Here is a 24,231-nt window from a genome sequence, read left to right on the forward strand (position 1 = left end):
AGGGAGAAACCAAAGTAAGAACCCTCTTAACAGAACACATTATCATCCGCACCGCATGGCTCTATGGCATCAGCCTCATACAATGGCAAAAGAGTTTAGCAACCATGCTCAGTCAAAACCCAACACCCATTAACCCAACAACGACATAACGCAACCCGGACCCTAAGCAATGATGACCCCAGGCAAAATCCTTAAAACGCTGTTTTTGCCCCCAAAAACCAGGCCCTAAGAGCAAAAAACACCCCCAATTGGAACGATTATCCAATAAAGACAACTCCTTATCGGGGTCAGACCCCGTTATGTATCGGGGTCAGACCCCGTTATGCAACACTTGACAAAAACAGAGAACTTGCGGTAGAATTGATAATAATGGAAATATGAAACATGTCCCCTATGACATACGGAGGTCACAATGAATAAATTAGAATTTCTGAAAAACGAAATTGCTAAGTTACCGCCTTCCATGCTTGTTGAAGTGGAAGGATTTGTAAGGAAGAAAAAAAAAGAGATGAAAAGCCGGCAGAAGCCATCTTCGCTTCTTTCAGATTTGGCAGAATGCGCGATTGAGGATGATCTTCCTGTCGATTTAGCGAAGCAGCATGACCATTATCTATATGGAACACCTAAGAAATGAAACACATTGTTTTTCTTGATACAGGCTATCTTATCGCCCTCATAAGGAAAAAGGATCAGTTCCACGGTTATTCCATTTGCTTCCGAGGGAATGTCAAGAGCATTTTCGCTATTTAAGCGCCGCAAAGACAAGACATGGGGAATGGTTGATTGCTATTCATTCGTAGTTATGAAAAAAAGGCGAGTAAGGTATGCCTTGACCTTTGATGAACATTTTCGACAAGCAGGTTTCGATACCCCTTTGATAGGTTAGTCCCAGGCAAAACCCTTAAAACGCACTTTTTGACCCCAAAAAGCAGACCCTAAGAGGAAAAAAGCACAAAGACCCCCACAACTACAGATGATAAATATTGAAAAAATAATAGAAAGTAGAGAAGGTAAAACTCTTGAATTTAAAAGAGATATCTCGTCTCTTAAATCAATAATGAAAACAATGGTAGCCTTTGCCAACACGGCAGGTGGCATTCTGATAATTGGCCGTGAAGACGATGGAACAATAAGGGGAGTCAGTGATGCTCTTCAGGTAGAGGAGCGTCTTTCCAATGCAATAGCAGATAGCATCGCGCCTGCAATGATGCCGGAAATAGAGATATTCTCGATTAAGGGCAGGCAGTTGGTTTTGTTAAAAATAGCACATTGGAGGGGTCCTTTTTATCTCAAAAGCGAAGGTTCTGAACAGGGTGTCTATATTCGGTTAGGGTCAACTAACAGGAAAGCCGGCCCGGAAATCCTGGCAGAGCTGAATCGTTTTATTCTGGGTGTTTCATTTGACCAAATGCCCTGTGGTGAAACCGATGAAAACAATCTGGAACTAAAACAAGTTCAATCTGTATTTCAATCAGTTAATAAACCCATTGACAAAGAAAAACTTGAAACCCTTGGTCTTATTGTTTCATATGCCGGGAAAAAAGTGCTTTCCAATGGGGGCGTCATACTCTTTGCCCGGGAAAAATACCGAAATCAATACTTTCCTGATGCCCGTGTTAGTTGCGCAAGATTCAGAGGTACAGACAAATCAGATTTTATAGACAGACTCGATATAGAAGGCAGTATCCTTGATGCAATTGATTCTGTCCCCAAATTTATAATGCGCAACACCCGTCTTTATTCCAAAATTGAAACTTTTAGAAGAGAAGATATTCCGGCCTATTCTGAACTCGCAGTACGTGAAGTCCTTGTTAATGCACTGAGCCATACGGATTATTCCTTAACAGGCATGCGAATTCTGGTTTCCATATATTCAGATCGTATGGAAATACAAAATCCGGGAATGTTACCTTTTGGTATGACAATGGAGGATTTTAAGGCAGGAGTGAGTAAGGTCAGAAACAGGGTGATTGCACGTGTGTTCAGAGAATTGGGATTAATGGAGGAATGGGGGAGCGGATACAAGCGGATTATTAATTCATGCAGATCAGGAGGATATCCGGAACCTGAATGGATAGAATTGGGATCAGTGATGCGGGTGGTCTTTTATCCTCATCCGGAAGCTGCTGAAGAACGGATAGATAATGTCCCTGTAAATGTCCCTGTAAATGTCCCTGTAAATGTCCCTGTAAATCAAAGACAGCAATGGTTTATTAATCGGATTCAAAGAAATGTCATGGTATCGGCCAGGGATATTGCAGGTCACTGGAAGGTGTCAGAAAAGACAGCTAAACGAGATATCACAGATTTAAAGCAAAAAAAAGTGATTGCTTTTTCAGGCGCTGCAAAAAATGGTTCCTATTACTTGTTGAGTGCCGAGTGACTGGGCAAAATCCTTAAAACCCACTTTTTGACCCCAAAAAGCAGGCCCTAAGAGGAAAAAACACACTCAATTGCAACGATTCTCACATAAAAACAAACACTTATTGGGGTCAGACCCCACTATAAAAACACGAAGGCCTGCGGTTAAAACCATACCATTGCCCTGCAGGCAAGCTCACCATTGGGGTCGGCAGAAATCTTGAGGACAAAGGTATCACTGAAGAAGAAGCCGTGATGCTGCTTGAAAATGATATTCAGGAGTGTCTTGAAGACCTGGAAACAATCTTCCAGGCCTTTGATCTGCTGCCGGAAACAGTACAACAGGTTCTTGTGGATATGCGGTTTAATCTGGGTTCCAAAGGCTTCCGGGCTTTTAAGAAAATGATTAACGCCGTCAAAAATCTGGATTTTAACCAGGCTGCTCTGGAGATGAAGGATTCCCAGTGGTATTCCCAGGTGGGCCAAAGAGCCGAAATCCTCATGACAATGATGAAAGAAACCCAACACCCGAAATCAAGTACCAAATAACGACAACAACGCAAGTCTGACCCCAAAAATGACCCCAAAAAAGGATAACCATGTTTAAAAAAATAACAGACAGAAAAATAAAAGTTGCTCTTATCGGCTGCGGTCGGATTTCAAAAAATCATTTTGATTCCATTGAAAAACATGCGGACAATGTGGAACTGGTTGCAGTATGCGAAATTGACAGGCCTTTGCTTGCTGAGATGGAAAAAACATATAATGTGCCTGCTTTTCATAACTATGACGACCTTCTGGCCGAGTCTGATGCTGATCTGATTATCCTGTGTACTCCCAGTGGGATGCACCCGGCCCAGACCATTGCGGCTGCCAAAGCCGGTAAACATGTAATGACAGAAAAACCCATGGCCACCCGCTGGAAAGATGGCATGGATATGGTCAGGGCCTGTGATGAAGCCAGGGTAAGGCTTTTTGTGGTCAAACAGAACCGGCGTAATGCTACGTTGCAGCTTCTTAAACGTGCTGTCAATGAAAAAAGATTTGGCCGCATCTACATGGTGCATCTTAACGTTTTCTGGACTCGTCCCCAGGCCTACTACGACCAGGGCGCATGGCGCGGTACATGGGAACTTGACGGAGGTGCTTTCATGAACCAGTCTTCTCATTATGTGGATCTGCTGGAGTGGCTGATCGGACCCATTGCTGATGTTCAGGCCATGACCGGAACACTGGCCAGGGATATTGAGGTGGAGGATACCGGTGTTTTAAATGTTCGCTGGCGCAACGGCGCCCTTGGTTCAATGGCTGTAACCATGATGGCTTATCCTAAAAACTACGAAGGCTCCATAACGATTCTCGGTGAAAAAGGTACCGTTAGGATCGGCGGTGTGGCCGTGAACGATATTCAGACCTGGGAGTTTGAAGAAGAGAAGGATTATGATATCCAGGTCAAGGAAGCCAATTATCAGACCACATCTGTTTACGGTTTTGGTCATCCTCTGTATTATAAAAATGTGATTGACGTGATGCGCGGTGAAGCTGAACCTGAAACTGACGGCAGAGAAGGGTTGAAGAGCCTGGAAGTTTTGATTGCGGCTTATCTTTCTGCCAGAGATGGTAAAACAGTCTCACTGCCTCTGGAGTATTAATAATGAACTATCAGGTTCATCCCACAGCTATTATCGACTCCGGCGCCCGTATCGGACAGGATTCCCGCATCTGGCACTGGGTACACATCTGCTCCGGTGCCCGGATTGGCCGGAACTGCTCTTTTGGTCAGAATGTTTTTGTCGGGAACAAGGTGATTGTCGGCAATAATGTCAAGATTCAGAACAATGTCTCGGTTTATGATAATGTTACCCTGGAAGATGACGTATTTTGTGGGCCGTCCATGGTTTTTACCAATGTATATAACCCCCGTTCTGCTGTTTCCCGCAAAGATGAATACCGAAATACTCTGGTCAGGCGGGGTGCTACATTGGGAGCCAACTCTACCATTGTCTGCGGGGTGACAATCGGGGAATATGCTTTTATAGGTGCCGGTGCTGTGATTAACCGGGATGTGCCGGACTTTGCCCTCATGGCTGGCGTACCTGCCAGACAGGTTGGGTGGATGAGCAAGTTTGGAGAACAATTGGATCTGCCCATTGAAGGACAAGGTGTGGCAGTCTGTCCCCATACCGGGGATAGGTACCGGCTTGAAAATGGTATTTGCAAACCCGACCTCTCCAGAAATGACATAGTAATCCCCTTTATAGACCTGGCGGCACAGCAGCGAACCATTCGTCCTCAGCTGGAAAAAAATATCAACAAAGTCCTTGCCCATGGCCGTTATATCATGGGTCCGGAAGTGGCGCAGCTGGAAGAGCGGCTGGCAGCTTATGCAGGTGTCAAACACTGTATCGGTGTTGCCAGCGGTTCCGACGCCCTGCAGGTGGCCTTGATGGCACTGGATATCGGTTATGGAGATGAGGTGATCACTACGCCTTTCTCTTTCATTGCCACAGCAGAGATCATTGCACTTCTCGGAGCAGTACCCGTGTTTGTGGATGTGGATTCTCGAACTTATAATATAAATCCCGATCTGATTGAAGCCGCCATTACAAAAAAAACAAAGGCCATCATGCCCGTCAGCCTCTATGGGCAGTGTGCGGATTTTGACCGCATTAATGCCATCGCCGGAAACCATAATCTTCCCGTGATTGAAGACGGTGCCCAGTCATTTGGAGCCGTTTACAAAGGCAGACGCTCCTGTGCCCTTTCCACCATAGGCTGCACCTCATTTTTCCCGTCAAAGCCCCTGGGAGGCTATGGGGACAGTGGTGCCTGCTTTACCGATGATGATAATCTTGCCAAAGTCATGCGTGAAATAAGGGTACATGGTCAGGACCGCCGATATCATCATCCCCGTATCGGATTTAACGGGCGGCTGGATACTCTTCAGGCAGCCATACTCCTGGCAAAGTTTGACATTTTCCCCCAGGAAGTTGAAAAAAGAGCTGATATCGGTAACCGGTACTCTGCCATGGTTCAGGAGCAATGTCTGGATATTGTCACTCCTTTTATTGAAGAAAGGAACAGCTGTGTTTATGCCCAGTACACCATCCAGGTGAAGAACAGGACCCGTGTGCAGGAAAGGCTTAAAGAAAAGGGTATCCCAACCGCAGTTCATTATCCAATACCCCTGCACAAACAGCCGGTTTTTATGGATCAAAACGTCAGCCTGCCCGTATCAGAAGGATTATCCGAAAGGGTGCTCAGTCTGCCCATGCATTCGTTGCTGGATATTGAAACTCAGCAAATTATTGTAAATGCATTAAAGGGAGATATGTAAGTGGATCAAAAACTTATCAAAAAGATAGAAGACAAATCAGCCGTAATCGGCATAGTCGGTCTTGGATATGTCGGACTTCCCCTGGCTCTGCGGTTTACAGAGACAGGTTTTAACGTAATCGGTTTTGACATTGATCCGACCAAGATCAAAATTTTAGAAGCAGGCCAGAGCTATATCAAACATATCCCGTCAGAGCGTGTTAAGCGCGCTGTAACAGAAAAAAACCTGGCGGTTACCACCGATTTTATCCAGGCTAAAACAGCCGATGCCGTGATTATCTGCGTTCCCACCCCCCTGAATACGCACCGTGAACCAGACCTGTCCTTTGTCATAGAAACCACTGAATCGCTGTTGCCTCACCTGCGCGAAGGTCAGGTAGTCAGTCTGGAGAGCACCACCTATCCCGGAACCACCGATGAGGAAATCAAGCCCATAATAGAGCGAAGCGGTCTAATTGTCGGCAAGGATATCTTTCTTGTGTATTCACCTGAAAGAGAAGACCCGGGCAATCCGGAGTTTCATACACAAACAATACCCAAGGTGTGCGGCGGAGTAACCAAAAGCTGTTTGCGTGTGGGAATGGCCCTTTATGGCCAAGTCATTGAGAAAGTTGTTCCGGTCTCCTCCACCCGTGCCGCCGAGATGACAAAACTGCTGGAAAATATCTACCGCGCTGTGAATATCGGTCTGGTCAACGAACTGAAAATAGTTGCCGATAAAATGGGCATTGATATATGGGAAGTGATCAACGCTGCGGCCACCAAACCGTTTGGCTTTACCCCATTTTATCCCGGCCCCGGCCTTGGCGGTCACTGCATCCCCATTGACCCGTTCTATCTGACCTGGAAGGCCCGTGAATATGGCATCCATACCCGCTTTATTGAGCTTTCCGGCGAAGTGAATACAGCCATGCCGGAATGGGTTATCGGCAAAGTTATGGATTCGTTGAATAATGCAGGCAAGCCGCTTAAAGGCTCCCGGATATTGGTGCTGGGTATTGCGTACAAGAAAAATGTGGACGATATGCGTGAGTCCCCTTCAGTGGAACTTATGAGTATCTTGCAAAACAAGGGGGCAATAGTGACATATTCAGACCCTTATGTGCTGCAATTCCCCAGAATGCGCAAGTACAGCTTTGATCTTGATTCTGTTGAATTAATTCCCGAAGTCCTGCAGCAGGCTGATTGTGTATTGATAGCCACGAATCATGATGATTTTGATTATGAGATGATAGCTGAACATGCAAAGCTGATCGTTGATACGCGGGGAGTGTACAGGGAACCTGCCGATCATATTGTGCGGGCGTAAAAATATGAAAATTACAACTATAATCGGCGCCAGACCACAATTCATCAAAGCAGCTCCAGTCTCCCGCGCCATTGCCAAACATAACAACCTCACAGAAGTCATCATCCATACCGGCCAGCACTTTGACACCGATATGTCGGATGTCTTTTTTAAGGAACTGAATATTCCAAAACCGGCTTATAACCTCGGCATAAACAGCGCATCCCACGGAGCTATGACCGGCCGCATGTTAGGAAAGATCGAAGAAATCCTGATTAAAGAAAAACCGGACAGGGTACTTGTCTATGGCGACACTAATTCCACCCTTGCCGGGGCACTTGCCGCTGTCAAACTCCATATTCCCATAGGGCATGTCGAAGCAGGCCTCCGGTCTTTTAACAGGGCAATGCCCGAAGAACACAACAGGGTGCTCACCGACCACTGCGCCGACATACTATTCTGTCCAACTCAAAATGCCGTGGACAACCTCCAAGCCGAAGGCATAACAAACGCATCCTTATCAGCTCACCAGCTTAAGAGCTTACCAGCTAATCAGCTGTCACGGACAGTGGCGCTTGTCGGTGACACTATGTACGATGCTGTTCTTCAATTCTCTGAAATTGCGCAAAGGCGGTCGACAATCCTTGAGGATCTGGGAATAAAATCAAAGGAATACCTATTGGCAACAGTCCATCGACCATATAACACAGATATTCCCGAAAATCTTAAAAGTATTCTTTCGGCTTTTCTTGAAATCAACGAACCGATCATATTTCCCGTCCACCCTCGCACAAGACAATGCCTGATAAATTCAAACCCAATACTTAAACCTCATTCCTCCCGTCGGCTATTTCGACATGCCCATGCTTGAGCAGAATGCAAAAGCCATCCTCACCGACTCAGGCGGCATGCAAAAAGAGGCATACTTTTTCGGAGTGCCATGCGTCACAATGAGAACAGAAACAGAGTGGGTGGAGACAGTGGAAATGGGCTGGAATGTGGTGGTCGGTGAGGACAGGGGAAAGATTGTTGAGGCGGTCAGGTGTTTGAAATCAGACAATCCACGCCCGGAACTGTATGGAAATGGCAAAGCGGCGGAGAAAATAATACAACACTTAACAGCTTACCTGCTAACATAATCCCATGTCCAAACCATCATCCAGCTTTGCTTCTAACGTCTTAAAGCTCGTCACCGGCAGCGTATTTGCCCAGGGCCTCGGTGTGCTTGCCGCACCGATTGTTGCCCGGCTCTTTGCACCGGAGGCATTTGGTGTTGCCACTCTGTTTGCATCCATTACAGGCATTATAGGAGTCGTTGCCTGTCTTAGATATGAGCTTGCCATTATGCTCCCCAAGACAGATGAAGAGGCCGCAAATCTCCTAGGCGTTAGCCTTTTTTTTGTTTTCATTATTACTGGCATAAGCGTGCTGATTATCTTTTTTGCCGGAGATGTAATTGTAAACCTGCTTAATTCACCGGAGCTTAAAAAATATCTCTGGCTGGTTCCTGTAGCTGTATTTGTCGGCGGCATATCTTTGCCCCTGAATTACTGGAATTCTCGAACCAAGCATTTTGGTCGACTTTCCATTGCAAGAATTGTTTCATCTGTCGTTGCCCAGACAACAAAATTGGGGGCTGGCTTTGCCGGGTTTGTCAGTGGCGGTGTGCTGATTGGAACAGGCATTCTGGGTCAGGTTGTTTCTACATTTGTCCTCGGCGGGCAGATATGGCGGGATGATCGCAGGTTGTTTAAGTCAAACATCCGATGGGAAAAGATGATTGCCGGGCTGAAACGGCACAAAAAGTTTCCCATTTACAATACCTGGTCAGCGCTCTTGAATACTGCATCGCAGCAATTACCGGCTATTATGCTGGCTTTTTATTTTTCACCAAAGATAGTGGGCTTTTATGCTCTCGGGAAAACAGTTTTGAGTATGCCTATGGATATGGTAGGCGGAGCTGTTGCCCAGGTTTTTTTTCAAAAGGCATCAGAGGCGCATACCCGTACAGGAAACCTGTCAAAAGTAGTAGAGGAAGTTTTTAAACGTTTGGTCTCTCTCGGTATTTTCCCTATCCTGCTGCTTACGCTTATAGGTGAAGACCTTTTTATCGTGGCTTTCGGGGCGCGATGGGCTGAGGCTGGTGTGTATATGCAGATTCTTGGTTTGTGGATATTTTTTCAGTTTATTTCTTCTCCAATCAGTACCTTGTTTGCCGTACTTGAAAAACAGCATTACGGGTTGTTTTTTAATAGTATATTGCTTGTTACTCGGGCTGCGTCACTAATTATCGGAGGAATGACCGGCGATGTAAGATTTACTCTGTTTTTAGTCGCAAGTACAGGAGTCGCGTGCTACGGGTTTCTTTGTTTCTGGCTTATTTCAAAAGCAGGATTGCCTGTTATGCGTGCCCTATATTGCATTGTTAAATACAGCATATACAGCAGTCCATTGCTAATTGCCATAGCCTTAGCCAAATGGTTATTAGGACTACAGGAAATAGGAGTATTGCTATTAAGTCTATGCAGTTTAGTTGTATATTATTTTTCAGTAATTACACAAGATGATGAGCTTAGGAAGCCGATGCATATGTTCTTTCAACGGTTTGGTTTTATTAAGTGAATTGTTGTCGTGTACATGAAAAATACTGAGCGTATGACTGGAGGATATCACTGTGGAATAGCAAAAGGTGTCTAACTATGAAATATAATTATAAGAAAGAGAATGTAAGGGGTGTTGAATATAAATACTCTGCTGAATGGATTTATGACTTGGAATCCGAAGAACACTGGAGATTATATTGGAACCAGCAAAAGCTGATGCAGGATAAAGTTAAGAAAGATGACAATGTCCTTGAGATAGGTGTGGGTTCTGGATTCACTGCTAATTATCTAAAATCAAAGGGGGTCAATGTCAAAACACTTGATATTGACAAGGATAAAAAACCAGATATTGTCGCAAATCTTGTCGAATACCAGTTTCCAGAGTACTACGATCACGTATTGGCATTTGAAGTGTTTGAACATATCCCTTTTATTGAATTTAAGGGTGTTATTGAAAAAATAAGTAACGTGTGCAAAAAATACATATTTTTAAGCATCCCTCGAAATGAAAAAATGTGGTGGCATTTTGATTTTCAATTACCAATAGTAGGCAAAAGAGAACTTCGTTTTGCTACATTAAAAAACAAAGTTACTGAGCCAGCTCATTTTTGGGAGATAGGTGATGGTTCAGTGTCAACCAATGATTTTGAGCAGGGGTTGCGCAAATGCGGGCTTACTGTTCTTACAAAGTTAAAACGTTTTTCTCGGATATTTTATGCGTTGGGCGTAGATTGAATTGTTTTCAATTGAAAAGTTGTACTTAGTTTGGCAGTGATTCTTCTGAGGCAGCCCAAGTGCCAATTGCGTAATTCTTCCTGGGGTTAATCTCGGACGCCACGTCATAGTTGCCGCTGGCGCGGTGGTAACAGAAAGCTTTAAGGAAAACGATATTGTCATTGGTGGGGTACCGGCGAAAAAAATCAAAGACATCGGCCACTATAAAGGCGGGCTCCCTGAAAACGTTACTATTTTAAAGGGTTGATTGTTTGCTACCTCCTGTAATATAAAAATATGTCAAAAAAATCACTCACAATGTCCACTATTATTCAACAATTAGGATTACCTTAATGCATAAATATCTAAATCCAAAAAATTATTTGCGATATTTTCTAAATAGATTTGCAGGGTTGGCATCAATTGCCTTGCAACCGGTGGAAAATTATCTTGGTCAAAAATATGGAGATAAGGGAATAAAAAATTATCCTCCGGTTTTTATAATTGGGGCGCCTCGTTGTGGATCGACACTTCTTTATAAGATACTCACAGAGCGGTTCAAATTTTCTTATTTTAGCAATTTTACTGCTAAATTTTATAAAATACCAATTTGTGGAACTTTATTGCAGAAGATACTTGGTATAAGAGTACGAACGGGGGGATATAATTTCAACTACGGTCAGGTTGAAGGTTTGGGTTCTCCGAATGAATGTGGCGAGTTCTGGTACCGCTGGTTCCCGAGGGGTATGCATATTTATGTTGCACCTGATCAAATTCCTGCCGTGAATCTCAAAGAATTACGTGCCGAAATTGGTGGAATTAGCGCGGTCACCAAACGACCTGTGATTTTCAAGAATTTGTATAATTCCATGCGTATTGCACCTATAGTTGAGGCCATGCCTGAAGCGGTTTTTATTGTTTGCAAAAGAGATTATTTGAACAATGCATTGTCAATTTTGAAAGGCAGAGAGATACATATGGGCGACAAAAAGAAATGGATGGGAACACCTCCCAAAGAGATAGACAAATTGCTTGATCTTTCAAATGAAAAGCAGGTTGTTGGTCAAGTCTACTACATATATCAGCAAATCAAAGAAGACCTAATAAGGTTTGGGAAACAGCGTTTCTATGAAGTAAGCTATGAAAAGTTTTGTTCAGACATTCATTCTTCAGTAGAATTAATTGAAAATTTTCTTTTATCCGAAGGATGTTCTTTAGAAAAAAGAGATAAGATACCAAAACGGTTTCAGGCAATGGGAGTAGATGGAATTCATCCAGATGACAGAAAAATGGTTGCAAAGGCTGTTCAAAATTTAATCCGACCAAACAACAAATGATTTCCACCAAACAAAAATATCGGGTTCATTGCAAAGTTGAACCATCAATCCCCATTTTCTCTAAGGACTGGTGGCTGGATGCTGTATGCGGCAAGGATAATTGGGACGTTGTAGTGGTTGAAAAAGGCGGCCAGATAATTGCTTCCATGCCATATTACATGGTCAAAAGGCGTGGAAGGCACATTGTTACCATGCCCAAGCTCACTCAGACTATGGGGCCGTGGCTTAAATATCCACCAAACCAAAAGTATGCAAACCGTTTGAGTTTTGAAAAAAATGTTATGGATGCTATTATTAATGGGTTGCCTAAATTTGATAGTTTCAGTCAAAATTTTCATTACTCCATTGTTAACTGGTTGCCATTCTACTGGAAGGGTTTTAAACAAACAACGCGCTATACATACGTAATTGATGATTTGAGCAATTTGGAAGAAGTGGAGGGGGAATTCTCTCATGCAAAAAGAAAGAATATCAAAAAAGCAGAAAAAATCATCAATGTTCAATTCGATTTGAGTGCGAAAGACTTTTATGAAAATCATAAATTGACCTTAGCCAAGCAAGGTGAAAAAATTGTGTATACATGCGATCATTTTAAAAATATTTATACTGCGGGATATAATAATAAGGCTGCCCGAACTATTTATGCAATGGATGCAGAGGGGAATATTCATGCTGCTTTATTTGTTATTTGGGATTCACAAAGTGCTTATGATTTAATCAGTACTATCGATCCTGATTTTAGAAGTTCTGGAGCAGCATCGCTTTTAGTTAAAGAAATTATAAAATATGTTTCCAATTTTACGAAGAAATTTGATTTTGAGGGAAGTATGATTGAGAATGTAGAAAACTCATTCAGACAATTTGGAACAGTTCAAAAACCTTATTTTCAACTAACAAAAGTGAATTCTCCATTCGTAAAAATATATCAGGATATCCGATCATGTGGAGGGATGTTGCGGCAGTTTGTGAGAAACAAGAGCTGAATCCTTATGACCATCAACCACCAAAACCTCCTCCAGGGCTGTTATGAAGCAGAACTTTTGCCATCCGATTTTTCTCCTGAGCGGATCGTCCCGGACTTTGCCTTTAATATATTGAACCCATCCGGTCTTCTTTACAGACCAGTAGTGGATGAGGAATATCTGCAAAATGGCGGGCAAAAACCAGGATGGCCGGACGGGAAACCTTTTGCGGTATGCTTGACACATGATGTGGATGCGGTGTCTGCCTATTCACTGAAGCAATCTTTAAGATCAAGAAGTTCGCAATTATTAAATGCCGGCAGCGCATTTCAGAAGGTTAAATCTCTCATGGGTGTCGGTATGGATTTAGCAAGTGCAGGAATACATATTCAACAGAAAGACCCCCTGCACCGCTATGAACGCTGGCTGAAAGCGGAAAAAGAATGCGGCGCAAAATCCACCTTTTTCTTCTGGCCGGGGCTTAGTGCTGTCACAAAGCGTCATCACACGGACTGTACCTATGAACTTTACGATTCTGTGGTATTCGATAACCAGAAATGCACAGTAACAGAGATGATCCGCGAGATAGACCGGCAGGGCTGGGAAATCGGCCTGCATCCGTCATGGTATTCATTTGACGATGCGGATGAACTGAAACATCAGAAGGGATCTTTAGAAAAAGCCCTTGGCCATGAAATCGTAAGCATCCGCCAGCATTATCTTCACTATGACATACGCGTGACCCCGGCAGTCCATTCAGCGGCAGGATTCAAATACGATTCAACACTCGGCTTTAATGACAATATTGGCTTTCGGTTCGGGACCTGCTACCCATGGCATCTTTACGATTTGAAGGCGGAGGAAGAATTACCAATTATGGAAATACCTCTTATCATCCAGGACGCCGCAATGCTGAATCCGGACAAAGGCATGCGCTTGGACGAAGATACTGCCTTTCAATACGTAAAGCAGATTGCAGAAGCAGTGGAAAAGGTCGGCGGCGTTCTAACCTTGCTTTGGCATCCGAACCATATTATAAAGCCGGACTGGTGGAGTGTTTATCTGCGCAGCCTTGAATATTTCAAAGAGAAAAATGCCTGGGTTGGGTCGGTTAGGGAGGTTGGGGAGAGGAGAAAGGCTTCTTTTCGAAATGTAGGCTGATGTTTTTATTTAAGCAGGATGAATTATTGGAAAGGAACGAACGTTTGTTTATTGAAAAAAATCTTCCCACTGTAGTTATTATCACCAGAACAAAATGGGATGAGATGCCCAGGATAAGGCATCAGGTAACCAGGCAATTGGTTCGCTTCTTTAATGTGATTTATATAGAAAAACATGTGGGAATGAAGGGCTATGAACATCGGGATCAAATGAAAAAAATTAGCAATAGGCTTATTATTTATTCACCAAGCTTACCGATTCCTCTTCCCAGCCGACTGTTTAGGATCGATCCCGTTACGCATCGCATAGCTAATACCTACATTAAAAAAAAGATAATAAAATTTATTGATCAATTTGATTGTAAGAATAGAATCTTATTTAATTTTGAATTTGATTTTCCGGAGATTACGAGAAGTCCTTCTTTCTGTTACAAGATATATTTGTGTAATGATGAATTTCCCAATATGAATCTTGATAATAAAAATAAAATGAAGGCATGGTTTCAACGGAATCTTTTGCAGTATTATGAAAACCAGGTTATTAAGAATACCGATAAATGTCTTGCCGTCTCCTATCCATTAAAGGCTAAACTTAGGGAATTGAATCCTGATACTGAGCTTTTTTTGCCCGGTCATGAGTTTAAAACTGTCCTGCCCATGGCAAAAGAGAGAAGTAAAAAACAGCAGGTTAAAGTAGCCTTTATGGGGTATATAGATCGCAGGCTCGATTTTGAGTGGTTGATGGAGATATTAAAAAATCCCGATATGCGACTATATCTTATAGGACCAAGGGAAAACATTGATACCGATTTTTTCCCCGGATTATTTAACCTTGAGTTCGTGGAACCTTTGACCGGTGAACTTCTTCAGAGAAAACTTTTTGAAATGGATGTGTTGATTATGCCATATGATATTTCTTTTAGAGGACCAATAACAACAACAGCGCCCAATAAATTTTTTCAATACCTTGCAGTGGGCAAACCAGTTGTTATTTCTGATATGCCCAATTTTATTGATATGCCTATTGGAGTGCTGTACCGCGCAAAAACAGCAGTAGAATTTGTAACAAAAATAAGACAGGCATATGAAGAAGATAACAATGAATTGATAAATATGCGCTTAAAGATAGCTCAAGAGAATACTTGGGACAAACGGGGCGTCATGCTTTGCAACATTATTCAAAAAAGGCTTAATTTCTTAAAAAAGTAACTGCCAACTTTGTAGGCACCCCCAAAGCAAATTTTATTTTAAGTTTATAAGTGGTTTTTGACGTAAAAGGTTTAAATGTTGAAGGTTAAGTTTTCAAAACCAAAGTTTGGGACAATGCAATATATCATTGCAATATATCTTGCTCTGGCACCCCTGTATTTTCTGCTAAAGCTATATTTACCAATTATGATTGGTACTATATGGCGCGATTTTCTAATAATATCAATTGTATATTTATGTTTATTAAATATCTTAATTAGAATGCCAACTTTTAGTAAAAAGATAAATTGGAGTAATTGTCTATACATTTTTTTTTTAATATTTGTTTTATTGCAAATATTGAATTCACAATCATTATTGACAGGGGTTTTAGGATTTCGTACTCTATTCAGGTGTCTTCCTATTTATTTTGTGGCCTTGTTTCTACTGAAGGGTGAGAAAAGAGTAAGGGCAATGGAAATGTTCTTAAATGCATTCCTTTTGGGAGCGCTGGTTAATGTCGGTGCATCTACCCTTCAATTTCTTACAATTTCTGTGCTGAAAATTGCTCCTCTTCATGCCTGGTTCGACCCTATTAGGAGCGTATCAGAAGTATCAATTCCGAGGTTTGGCATGTATCGGTCCGTTGGATTATTCGGTGACCCAAACGACGTTGGGATGGTAATGGTTTGTGCGCTTGCAATCATGCTACCACGTACGATAAAAAGTGGTAAACGTCGCCATCGGATTCTATGGGGTGGACTATGCCTTCTTACCATATTCGCAATTATTGGAACCCTATCAATTTTTGCAATTTTGCCTGCATTGCTTGTAATATTGATATTTTTTTCATTAAGTATTAACAACAGAATAATAAAGAACTTTTTGATTGTAACTAATATAGCATGTCTTTTAATCATTTCTTTAAGTATATTGAGGTCTGATACTCTTTTTTCCTGGTTGGGATATGGATATACGGGCGAGCAAGTTTTTAATTCGTTCAGCTATCTCCCTCAAGCATTTGAAGAAGGGAATATTTTTGGTAGAGGGTATGGGATTTCTTCAGACTTAGCCGATCGTTTTGGGGCTCCTTTGGGTTCAACTGCTGATCGTCAAACTTATTGGTTCTATCTCGATCAAATTACAGTTCAGATTGGACTTATAGGAGTGGTCGTCTGGTTGAGCCTGTGGGCCATGTTTCTCTACCAAGGATATCTAAATATAAATATTGTCAATCAAAAAAAATCAGTGGAATATCGGTTAACTTTAAGCATCTTTCTGTGTTTATTAGGCCTTTTTTTGTCTAGTCTTCATTATGGTCCATGGCGACCCGGAGGTGTTGATTTATTGATGTATTTATTGTGGGCGTTTGTGAGTACATCGAGGCCTGTACTAAAAACTGTTTTATTTCCACGAAAAGATTATGACAAAATAAAAGCATTTGCATAATTGAGTGCAGTAATTTTATTCCCACAAAGTAAGGTGTCCTTGCGGGGAGCATGCGCGAATCGAAAAGACCTTTGAACAGCTCAGCAGCTAAAACAGAGAATTATCATAAAAATGAACTTAAACTGCACAAATTTTTTTTTAGTATAACAAGTTAAAATCATTGTCTAGTCATAAACCACCACCAGAGGTGGTTTATGACTTTTAGGAGTTGTTTTGGTATCAATTCATATTGTAACATGGAAAAGACGGGAAATGTTAATCAAGTTAGTCAGATCGTTGGAACATCAAAGTATTGATAGATCAAAATATGAAATTTTAATATGTGATAGTAGTAGTAATGATGGTACCTTTGAAGCAGTTTTAGAAATGCAGAATAAATATAAAAATATTAAATATTATAATATTGAAACTAACACTTTGGTTGCAAAGCGAAATTTTTTATATAAGAAAACTAAAAACTCAATAATTATTACTCTTGATGATGATCTGATCGTAAGTGGTGATTTTATTGGATCGCACCTTCAAGCGCATTCTGATACTGAAAAAACTATTTTTTGTGGACAAGTCCGTTTTCCTCCTGAATGGATAACTTCGAGCAATTATTATAGATATCGGGATTCAAGACACATTGGCATTCATTCTGTAGGGTTAAATTTACAAGATTTACCTGCGAAGTATATAGTAGTTATGAATATGTCCCTAAAAAAAGCAGAAGTTGACAAGTGTGGTTTTATGGATGAAAATTTTATTAAATACGGTGGAGAGGATCAAGAATTTGGGTTGCGAGTGAAGCAAAGTGGAATTAAAATTTCTTATTTAGAGAAAGCTTTAGTATATCATTATGAGTCTTCGGATATTCAAGGTTATATGAGAAAACAATATTGTGCTGCTAGATTTGGAGGTAAAAAATTGAATGAAATTCGCCCCGATAACATTAATAGTACTATATGTCGCTATCTATATCCATTGAGGAGGAGTGACAATTTTGCACTATTAATTGGAAAGTTGTTTTTACTCCCTCTACTTAATAGTGTTTTCAAAAATTTATGCCTGCTATTTGTGAAGGCGACAGATAGGTATGAATGGCTATATTCTCCTACGGTTTTTAAGTTCTTAGTGGCTTATTCGATAAAATGTGGCTATTTTGACCAAAATAAAGAAGATAATTCGGATAAATGGATTTAAGAGTTGCTATATAGGACACTAAATTTTAAAGATATTAATAGTGGGCAGAAAAAGTGGTTGACAAGAAATTAGATATTCTTTTTGCGGTAAACATACCGTTTCCAGAAGGCGGTGCAAATACTAGAAGGATAAGTAATATTGCACGCGAAATGGCAAAAAACGGCCACCATGTGACTATATTAATCCCGTTTGCAAGGAAATTGCAAAAGAAAAAAGGATCGTTAGAGGGTGTGGATGTTGAGTGGTGCCTGGTTCCGAGGAATGCAGAAGTATTTAAAAATAAAATGGGTAGGATAAAGCTGTATATACAAATTATTTCAAGGGTCAAATGGCTGCTAAAACTGTATAAGAAATCAATGAGAAAAGAATATGACTGGCTATATTTATATCAACCAGGCTTTGATGGTTTAATGGCTACGACAATAGCAGTTTTTTTTAACAGGAAAATTGTTAGCGAATATGTAGATTTGTTGTCTTCTTCTGGCTCTGATGGCATTATTTGGAAATTTATATATCGCTTACAGCTTTATGCAGATCAAAAAGTACCCTTAAAATCAAACTTATTAATTACTATAAGTTCAAAATTGAAAAATGTCTACGAAAAAAGAAATCCAGATGTTCCTGTTTTAATAGTGCCAACATTAGTGGATTGTAAGCGTTTTGGCGTGGGAGATAGTTCTTACTTTAGAAAAAAATTAGATATACGTGCGAAATTTATTATTACTTTTGCAGGTTCCTTTGTGAAAACAGAAGGGTTGGCCCTATTGATTGAAGCATTTTCTATGCTTGTGCGTAACAAAAAGAATATTTTTTTATTGATAGCTGGGGGGAGCCTTGTTCCAGGAGCTGATGATCCTTTAAAGCTTATATCTGAATTTGATATTGAAAATGATGCTGAGTTTTTAGGATTTTTACCAGAGGAAAAGGTTGTTGATCTTTTGGCAGCATCAGATGTTCTCGTAATGTCCAAACTAAACGATCCGATAAATCATGCTGGCTTTGGGACAAAGTTGTCTGAGTATTTGTCGGCCGGCCGACCGGTGATAGCTTCCGATGTAGGGGATATTTCCCGGTACCTTGTAAACGATAGGGATGTTATTTTAGTCGACCCGGGTAATTTAGATGAGCTTGTAATTGCCTTACAAAGACTAGTCAATGATAGAAAAACATGTAGGTTGCTTGGAGGACATGCCCGTAAGGCAGCATTACACAAATTTGATGTGCCTCCCCATGTCTTAAATATTCTAAATAGTATGTCTTCAAATTAGTTAATTGTTTCTGTAAAAGGTTTAAACCCCCGCCTTGTAGGCAGGTAGCATTTTGATAGCAGTTGGGTTATAATCCCTGGCATGAAATACCGCTTTATCAGTCTCTATGCCTAAGGCTGATAAAATTTCGTGGTTATGGTGATACAAGACCTGGACTGAAGCTGTCTGAGGAACGAATTAATTTTATAAAGAAATTGAAGTGCTAATTGAAAGGATCCAACAATGTTTAAAAATAAAAAGATTCTTATAACTGGCGGCACCGGGACATTCGGTAATGCTGTTTTAAATCGATTCATAGATGCAGATATTGCAGAAATTCGCATTTTTTCCCGTGATGAAAAAAAGCAGGATGACATGCGCAAAGAATATGCTGATTCAAAGTTGAAATTTTATATCGGCAATGTCCGTGATTCAAGCAGCCTGCGGGATGCAATGAGTGGAGTTGATTTTGTGTTCCATGCCGCCGCTTTGAAGCAGGTGCCATCTTGTGAGTTTTTTCCGATTGAGGCGCTTCGCACCAATGCCCTTGGCACGGAAAATGTGCTTAGTGCGGCTATAAAGACCAGGGTGGAACGGGTGATCATCCTGAGCACTGACAAGGCTGTTTATCCTATAAACGCCATGGGAATTTCCAAGGCAATGATGGAAAAAATAGCCGTGGCAAAATCCCGTGTGGCCGGTGATGCAACGACGATCTCAATTACACGTTATGGCAATGTAATGGCCAGCAGGGGGTCGGTCATTCCTTTATTCATTAGGCAGATTCAGGATGGACAGCCGTTGACCGTTACCGATCCTGCCATGAGCCGGTTCATGATGACTATCGAGGATGCGGTTGATCTGGTGGTGTATGCCTTTCAAAACGGAAATCCGGGTGACACTTTTGTGCAGAAGGCTGCTGCCTGTACCCTTGAAACGCTGGCGCTGGCATTGAAAAAACTGTTAAAAGCAGATAATCCAATCAGCATCATCGGCACAAGGCATGGAGAAAAGCTCTATGAAACATTGTTGACGCGGGAAGAGATGGCGGTTGCGCAAGATTTGGAGGGATATTTCAGGGTGCCAGCGGACAATCGTGACCTGAATTACTTTCAGTATTTCAGTGAAGGGCGTGAGGATGTTACTTTGAAGCTGGATTATAATTCCCATAACACAGACCAAAAGGATGTGGATGGAATGTGTGAGTTGCTGCTGAAGCTGGAATGCGTGCACATGGCTTTGCGTGGGGAGAAGGTGGAAGTCTGAGGCATGAAGGGTACGAAGGTAAAAAAGGGTTTATTATGAAGAGGATGCTTGTTACCGGTTCTAAGGGATTTGTTGGGAAAAATTTTTGTGCTGTGCTGCGGCAGCGTGAGGATGTTGAGCTGTATGAATATGATGATAATAACATACCGGAAGATCTGGATAGCGCCCTGGGAAAAATTGATTGCATTATTCATCTTGCAGGTGTGAACAGGCCGGAAAATCCGGATGAGTTTGAAACTGGCAATACCGGGTCCATTGATGAAATTTGTGTTAAACTGAAGGCCATTGGGCGGTCACCTAAAATTGTGCTGTCATCCTCGATTCAGGCGGAACTGGATAATCCTTATGGCGTCAGCAAACGTCGTTCTGAAGAAGTGTTGGAACGTTTTGCAGAGGATGTTGGTGCGGAGTGTGTCGTGTATCGGTTTAAAAATCTTTTTGGGAAGTGGTGCAGGCCGAATTATAATTCTGTGACTGCAACGTTTTGCCACAACATTGCAAATGATCTGCCCATTCATATTTCTGATCCAGCCCATGAGATTGATTTGACACATATTGATGATGTGGTGAAAGCCTTTGTCAATGAGATGGAATCAGGAACATCCGGGTTCAGGTTTGCAGAACCATTAGCAGCAACGCGCATCGCACTGGGTGAACTGGCTGCAAAAATCAGATCCTTTCGTGACATGCGAACCAGTCTGGTACTGCCTGATTTCAGCAACGACTTTGAGCGAGCCCTTTATGGAACCTATCTGACGTATCTGAATACAAAGAAATTTGAGTATGGGCTTGAAAAAAGATCAGATCAGCGCGGCAGTCTTGCAGAATTTTTAAAATCTTCTTCCATGGGGCAGATTTTTGTCAGTCGTACAAACCCGGGGATTACACGCGGTGATCATTATCACCATACCAAGACGGAAAAATTTTTGGTGCTGGAGGGCGAAGCTGTGATTCGCTTTCGGCATATTGAGGGGGATGAAGTTCTGGAGTATCCCGTGAACGGTGAAAAGTATCAGGTGGTGGACATTCCGCCTGGATATACGCATTCCATCGAAAATATTGGGACAGGTGTTCTGGTGACACTGTTCTGGGCGAGTGAGATGTTTGATCCTAACAGGCCGGATACTTATTTTGAAAAGGTTTAGAATCATATGAACAAACTAAAAGTAATGACTATAGTAGGGACACGCCCTGAAATCATACGCTTGTCCCGTGTGATGGCGGCGCTGGATAAATATATGATCCAGGTGATTGTTCATACAGGGCAGAATTATGACTATGAACTGAACCAGGTTTTTTTTGAAGATTTAGAGATTCGCAAGCCCAATTATTTTCTGGAAGCAGCGGGCAAGAGCGCCTGTGAGACCGTGGGGCAGGTTATTGCCAAGGTTGATGAAGTGCTGGTAAAAGTAAAGCCGGATGCACTCCTGGTGCTAGGCGACACCAATAGCTGTCTGGCGGCTTATCCTGCCAAACGTCAAAAAATTCCCGTATTTCATATGGAAGCTGGCAACCGGTGCTTTGACCAGCGGGTGCCCGAAGAAATCAACCGCAAAATCATCGATCATATCAGCGACATCAATATGCCCTACAGCAGCATTGCCAGAGAGTACCTGCTGCGTGAGGGCATTCTCCCGGATCGAATTATTAAAATCGGCAGTCCCATGTATGAAGTGCTCCATCATTACATGCCAAAAATAAAGGCTTCGAATGTACTTGAACGGTTTAATCTTAAGCCTGCTGAATATTTTGTTGTCAGTGCGCATCGTGAGGAAAATATTGATGCGCCGGAGCAATTCACTAAACTGATAGAGGTTTTAAACCAGTTGGCTGAAACTCATAAACATCGCATCGTTGTCTCCACTCATCCCCGGACCCGAAAACGGATTGATGCAGAAAATGTTCGATTGAATGGTCTGGTCGAGCTGATGAAGCCTTTGGGGTTTAATGATTATGTAAAGCTTCAGATGCATGCCAGGGCTGTGCTGTCAGACAGCGGTACTATCAATGAGGAAAGCTCTATCCTGAATTTTCCTGCTTTGAATATCCGCAATGTCCATGAACGACCGGAAGGTATGGAAGAGGGGGCGGTGATGATGACCGGGCTGGAATTTAATCGAATTAATGAAGCTCTGAAAATATTGGAAAATCAAAAACGCGGTGATCAAAGATCTCTTGAACTTGTAAAGGATTATTACGCTCCAAGTGTATCAGAAAAGGTTGCGCGGATAATTTTGAGTTATACTGATTATGTGAATCGTTTTGTGTGGCATAAGATTTGAGAATTCTTTTTCTTACGCAGTGGTTTCAGCCGGAACCTTTTTTTAAAGGCCTGCCTTTTGTCAAGGCTCTTCAAAACAAAGGACATGATGTAGAAGTCCTTACAGGGTTTCCTAATTATCCTGGAGGAAAATTATATTCAGGATACTCCATACATCCCTGGAAATCTGAAGTTATGGATGGAATTCCTGTTCATCGTACAGCGCTTTTCCCGAGCCATGATGCTTCAGGGCTTAGACGGATTATAAATTATTTGAGTTTTGGCCTTACTTCAGCCGCATTCGGCCCTTTCCTTATAAAAAAACCAGATGTGATTTACGTATATAATCTGGTTACTCTGGGTTTAGCTTCATCAATATTAAGAACCCTTTATCGCTGTCCGGTTATCTATGATATTCAGGATTTATGGCCGGATTCTGTTATGCATTCAGGTATGATGAAACAGACAATTTTGCTGAATATTCTGAAGATCTGGTGCCGATTTGTTTATCGCAGTGCATCACATATTACCACTCTTTCACCAGGAATGAAGGCTGAATTGGTGAAACGAGGAATTCCGGAAACCAATATTTTTGTCGTATATAATTGGTATGATGAAAGTAACTCATGTAACGCCGATAATGATAATACAATTAGTCCTGATATTTTGTATAAAGATAATTTTGTAGTGATGTTTGCCGGCACTATGGGGATTATGCAGGGGCTTGATACTGTTCTGGATTCTGCACAGAAGCTAATGGATGTTGAGCCCAAAATTAAATTTATATTCGTAGGTGGAGGTATTGAACAAAAGCGGTTGAAGCAAAGTGTTGTGGATCGTAAATTAACCAATGTAAGCTTTATTAAAAGACAGCCTACTGAGAAAATGGGTGCAATATTAAAGTCTGCTGATGTGCTGCTGGTTCATTTAAAAGATACTGCTCTTTTCAGAATTACCATACCTTCAAAAATTCAAGCATATATGTTTGCTGGGAAACCGGTTCTTGTAGGAGTTCAGGGAGACGCTGCTGAACTTATCAGTGATTCCGATGCGGGTAAGGTAGTAGAATCTGAAAATTCGGAATCCATGACCCGGGGAATTTTGCAATTATTTCGAATGTCTGATGCCCAAAGAGATGTCATGGGAAAGAATGCCCGAAAGTATTATGATAAAAATTTATCAATGGAAGCTGGAGTTCGAAGCTTTGAAAATATATTTTACAGAGTGTTGCAAAAATGAAAAAAAGGATTTTTGACCTTGCCTTGAGCATGCCCGCCTTTTTTTTCTTATCTTTTCTTATGTTAATTATAGCTGTTCTGGTACGCCTTAAGATCGGATCACCAATTATTTTTCGACAGATACGTCCAGGACTTCATGGCAAGTCTTTTCTAATCTATAAATTCCGCACGATGACGGATGAACGGGGTGAGGACGGGAATCTGCTGTCGGATAGAGAGAGGCTGACCCGACTTGGGCAGTTTTTACGCAAGACCAGTTTGGATGAACTGCCGGAATTCTTTAATGTGATCAAAGGGGAAATGAGCATTGTCGGGCCAAGGCCGCTTTTGATGCAGTATCTTGATCGGTACACTCCTGAACAGGCAAGGCGGCATGAGGTAAAGCCGGGGATCACTGGCTGGGCTCAGGTGAATGGGCGAAATGCAATAAGTTGGGAAGATAAGTTTAAGTTGGATGTGTGGTATGTGGATAACTGGAGTTTGTGGCTGGATGTGAAGATTATTTTGATGACGGTTGTGAAGGTGTTGAGGAGAGATGGAATCAGCCAGGCTGGGGAAGCCACGGCGCAGGAGTTTAATCCACAAAGAGGCATAAATGAAGAGTGAATAGTAAATATGTATGTTAAAAGGATGGGGT

At 41.8% G+C, this 24,231-nt stretch carries 21 protein-coding genes and 2 pseudogenes; all 23 read left to right on the forward strand.

Annotation, left to right across the window (positions count from 1 at the left end; genetic code table 11):
• Positions 1-412 precede the first annotated feature (412 nt).
• The 23 genes and pseudogenes from QAI40_RS09010 (at position 413) to QAI40_RS09125 (ending at position 24,200) form a co-directional block, all read left to right on the forward strand.
• The gene (locus QAI40_RS09010; protein ID WP_304511562.1) at positions 413-634 is read left to right on the forward strand and encodes a hypothetical protein; all 222 of its coding nucleotides are present in this window, start codon (positions 413-415) and stop codon (positions 632-634) included.
• A 339-nt stretch (positions 635-973) separates the two neighbouring features.
• A complete protein-coding gene (locus tag QAI40_RS09015; RefSeq protein ID WP_304511563.1) occupies positions 974-2,383 on the forward strand; it encodes an ATP-binding protein in 1,410 nt (469 codons plus the stop codon).
• Between the two features lie 137 nt (positions 2,384-2,520).
• Positions 2,521-2,910: a glycoside hydrolase family protein gene (locus QAI40_RS09020; RefSeq protein ID WP_442875373.1), complete on the forward strand. Its 390-nt coding sequence runs from the start codon at positions 2,521-2,523 to the stop codon at positions 2,908-2,910.
• 50 nt (positions 2,911-2,960) lie between these two features.
• A complete protein-coding gene (locus tag QAI40_RS09025) occupies positions 2,961-4,013 on the forward strand; it encodes a Gfo/Idh/MocA family protein (protein WP_304511564.1) in 1,053 nt (350 codons plus the stop codon).
• Positions 4,014-4,015: 2 nt separating this feature from the next.
• Positions 4,016-4,606, forward strand: a pseudogene (locus tag QAI40_RS09030) (acyltransferase); the annotation flags it as partial.
• Between the two features lie 57 nt (positions 4,607-4,663).
• Positions 4,664-5,698 (forward strand): annotated as a pseudogene (locus QAI40_RS09035) (DegT/DnrJ/EryC1/StrS family aminotransferase); the annotation flags it as partial.
• Positions 5,699-7,006, forward strand: a complete 1,308-nt coding sequence (locus tag QAI40_RS09040) for a nucleotide sugar dehydrogenase (RefSeq protein ID WP_304511565.1) — start codon at positions 5,699-5,701, stop codon at positions 7,004-7,006.
• Positions 7,007-7,010: 4 nt separating this feature from the next.
• Complete coding sequence (gene wecB, locus QAI40_RS09045; RefSeq protein ID WP_304511566.1) at positions 7,011-7,856, forward strand: non-hydrolyzing UDP-N-acetylglucosamine 2-epimerase; 846 nt, start codon at positions 7,011-7,013, stop codon at positions 7,854-7,856.
• On the forward strand, positions 7,849-8,124 hold the full coding sequence (locus QAI40_RS09050; protein ID WP_304511567.1) for a UDP-N-acetylglucosamine 2-epimerase: 276 nt from the start codon (positions 7,849-7,851) through the stop codon (positions 8,122-8,124). The genes wecB (QAI40_RS09045) and QAI40_RS09050 overlap by 8 nt, the downstream gene beginning before the upstream one ends.
• Before the next feature lie 4 nt (positions 8,125-8,128).
• On the forward strand, positions 8,129-9,607 hold the full coding sequence (locus tag QAI40_RS09055) for a lipopolysaccharide biosynthesis protein (RefSeq protein WP_304511568.1): 1,479 nt from the start codon (positions 8,129-8,131) through the stop codon (positions 9,605-9,607).
• A gap of 77 nt (positions 9,608-9,684) precedes the next feature.
• Entirely contained in the window at positions 9,685-10,323 is a 639-nt protein-coding gene (locus tag QAI40_RS09060; RefSeq protein ID WP_304511569.1) for a class I SAM-dependent methyltransferase, read from the forward strand.
• A gap of 332 nt (positions 10,324-10,655) precedes the next feature.
• Positions 10,656-11,639 (forward strand): sulfotransferase, encoded by a 984-nt coding sequence (locus QAI40_RS09070; protein ID WP_304511570.1) that lies wholly within the window; start codon positions 10,656-10,658, stop codon positions 11,637-11,639.
• Complete coding sequence (locus tag QAI40_RS09075; RefSeq protein ID WP_304511571.1) at positions 11,636-12,622, forward strand: GNAT family N-acetyltransferase; 987 nt, start codon at positions 11,636-11,638, stop codon at positions 12,620-12,622. The genes QAI40_RS09070 and QAI40_RS09075 overlap by 4 nt, the downstream gene beginning before the upstream one ends.
• Before the next feature lie 6 nt (positions 12,623-12,628).
• Positions 12,629-13,762 (forward strand): polysaccharide deacetylase family protein, encoded by a 1,134-nt coding sequence (locus tag QAI40_RS09080; RefSeq protein ID WP_304511572.1) that lies wholly within the window; start codon positions 12,629-12,631, stop codon positions 13,760-13,762.
• Positions 13,763-13,788: 26 nt separating this feature from the next.
• Complete coding sequence (locus tag QAI40_RS09085) at positions 13,789-14,970, forward strand: glycosyltransferase (protein WP_304511573.1); 1,182 nt, start codon at positions 13,789-13,791, stop codon at positions 14,968-14,970.
• A 453-nt stretch (positions 14,971-15,423) separates the two neighbouring features.
• A complete protein-coding gene (locus QAI40_RS09090; protein WP_304511574.1) occupies positions 15,424-16,398 on the forward strand; it encodes a hypothetical protein in 975 nt (324 codons plus the stop codon).
• Positions 16,399-16,611: 213 nt separating this feature from the next.
• Positions 16,612-17,583: a glycosyltransferase gene (locus QAI40_RS09095; RefSeq protein WP_304511575.1), complete on the forward strand. Its 972-nt coding sequence runs from the start codon at positions 16,612-16,614 to the stop codon at positions 17,581-17,583.
• Between the two features lie 53 nt (positions 17,584-17,636).
• Positions 17,637-18,851 (forward strand): glycosyltransferase family 4 protein, encoded by a 1,215-nt coding sequence (locus QAI40_RS09100; RefSeq protein ID WP_304511576.1) that lies wholly within the window; start codon positions 17,637-17,639, stop codon positions 18,849-18,851.
• A 222-nt stretch (positions 18,852-19,073) separates the two neighbouring features.
• Positions 19,074-20,096 carry a polysaccharide biosynthesis protein gene (locus QAI40_RS09105; RefSeq protein WP_304511577.1) on the forward strand — a complete coding sequence of 341 codons (1,023 nt, stop codon included), beginning with the start codon at positions 19,074-19,076 and terminating at the stop codon, positions 20,094-20,096.
• Positions 20,054-21,241 carry a polysaccharide biosynthesis C-terminal domain-containing protein gene (locus QAI40_RS09110; protein WP_304511578.1) on the forward strand — a complete coding sequence of 396 codons (1,188 nt, stop codon included), beginning with the start codon at positions 20,054-20,056 and terminating at the stop codon, positions 21,239-21,241. The genes QAI40_RS09105 and QAI40_RS09110 overlap by 43 nt, the downstream gene beginning before the upstream one ends.
• A 6-nt stretch (positions 21,242-21,247) precedes the next feature.
• Positions 21,248-22,378 (forward strand): non-hydrolyzing UDP-N-acetylglucosamine 2-epimerase, encoded by a 1,131-nt coding sequence (gene wecB, locus QAI40_RS09115; RefSeq protein WP_304511579.1) that lies wholly within the window; start codon positions 21,248-21,250, stop codon positions 22,376-22,378.
• Positions 22,375-23,595, forward strand: coding sequence for a glycosyltransferase family 4 protein (locus QAI40_RS09120; RefSeq protein WP_304511580.1), 1,221 nt, complete (start codon positions 22,375-22,377; stop codon positions 23,593-23,595). The genes wecB (QAI40_RS09115) and QAI40_RS09120 overlap by 4 nt, the downstream gene beginning before the upstream one ends.
• On the forward strand, positions 23,592-24,200 hold the full coding sequence (locus QAI40_RS09125) for a sugar transferase (RefSeq protein WP_304511581.1): 609 nt from the start codon (positions 23,592-23,594) through the stop codon (positions 24,198-24,200). The genes QAI40_RS09120 and QAI40_RS09125 overlap by 4 nt, the downstream gene beginning before the upstream one ends.
• Positions 24,201-24,231 lie beyond the last annotated feature (31 nt).

The sequence above is a fragment of the Desulfobacula sp. genome (assembly GCF_030611305.1).
Lineage (GTDB): Bacteria > Desulfobacterota > Desulfobacteria > Desulfobacterales > Desulfobacteraceae > Desulfobacula.

Bases quoted from the DNA above. Each gene is read 5' to 3' on its own strand.
- QAI40_RS09010 (WP_304511562.1), top strand. From the start codon at position 413: ATGAATAAATTAGAATTTCTGAAAAACGAAATTGCTAAGTTACCGCCT.
- QAI40_RS09015 (WP_304511563.1), top strand. From the start codon at position 974: ATGATAAATATTGAAAAAATAATAGAAAGTAGAGAAGGTAAAACTCTT.
- QAI40_RS09025 (WP_304511564.1), top strand. From the start codon at position 2,961: ATGTTTAAAAAAATAACAGACAGAAAAATAAAAGTTGCTCTTATCGGC.
- wecB (WP_304511566.1), top strand. From the start codon at position 7,011: ATGAAAATTACAACTATAATCGGCGCCAGACCACAATTCATCAAAGCA.
- QAI40_RS09050 (WP_304511567.1), top strand. From the start codon at position 7,849: ATGCTTGAGCAGAATGCAAAAGCCATCCTCACCGACTCAGGCGGCATG.
- QAI40_RS09055 (WP_304511568.1), top strand. From the start codon at position 8,129: ATGTCCAAACCATCATCCAGCTTTGCTTCTAACGTCTTAAAGCTCGTC.
- QAI40_RS09060 (WP_304511569.1), top strand. From the start codon at position 9,685: ATGAAATATAATTATAAGAAAGAGAATGTAAGGGGTGTTGAATATAAA.
- QAI40_RS09070 (WP_304511570.1), top strand. From the start codon at position 10,656: ATGCATAAATATCTAAATCCAAAAAATTATTTGCGATATTTTCTAAAT.
- QAI40_RS09075 (WP_304511571.1), top strand. From the start codon at position 11,636: ATGATTTCCACCAAACAAAAATATCGGGTTCATTGCAAAGTTGAACCA.
- QAI40_RS09080 (WP_304511572.1), top strand. From the start codon at position 12,629: ATGACCATCAACCACCAAAACCTCCTCCAGGGCTGTTATGAAGCAGAA.
- QAI40_RS09090 (WP_304511574.1), top strand. From the start codon at position 15,424: ATGGAAATGTTCTTAAATGCATTCCTTTTGGGAGCGCTGGTTAATGTC.
- QAI40_RS09105 (WP_304511577.1), top strand. From the start codon at position 19,074: ATGTTTAAAAATAAAAAGATTCTTATAACTGGCGGCACCGGGACATTC.
- QAI40_RS09110 (WP_304511578.1), top strand. From the start codon at position 20,054: ATGCGTGCACATGGCTTTGCGTGGGGAGAAGGTGGAAGTCTGAGGCAT.
- wecB (WP_304511579.1), top strand. From the start codon at position 21,248: ATGAACAAACTAAAAGTAATGACTATAGTAGGGACACGCCCTGAAATC.
- QAI40_RS09125 (WP_304511581.1), top strand. From the start codon at position 23,592: ATGAAAAAAAGGATTTTTGACCTTGCCTTGAGCATGCCCGCCTTTTTT.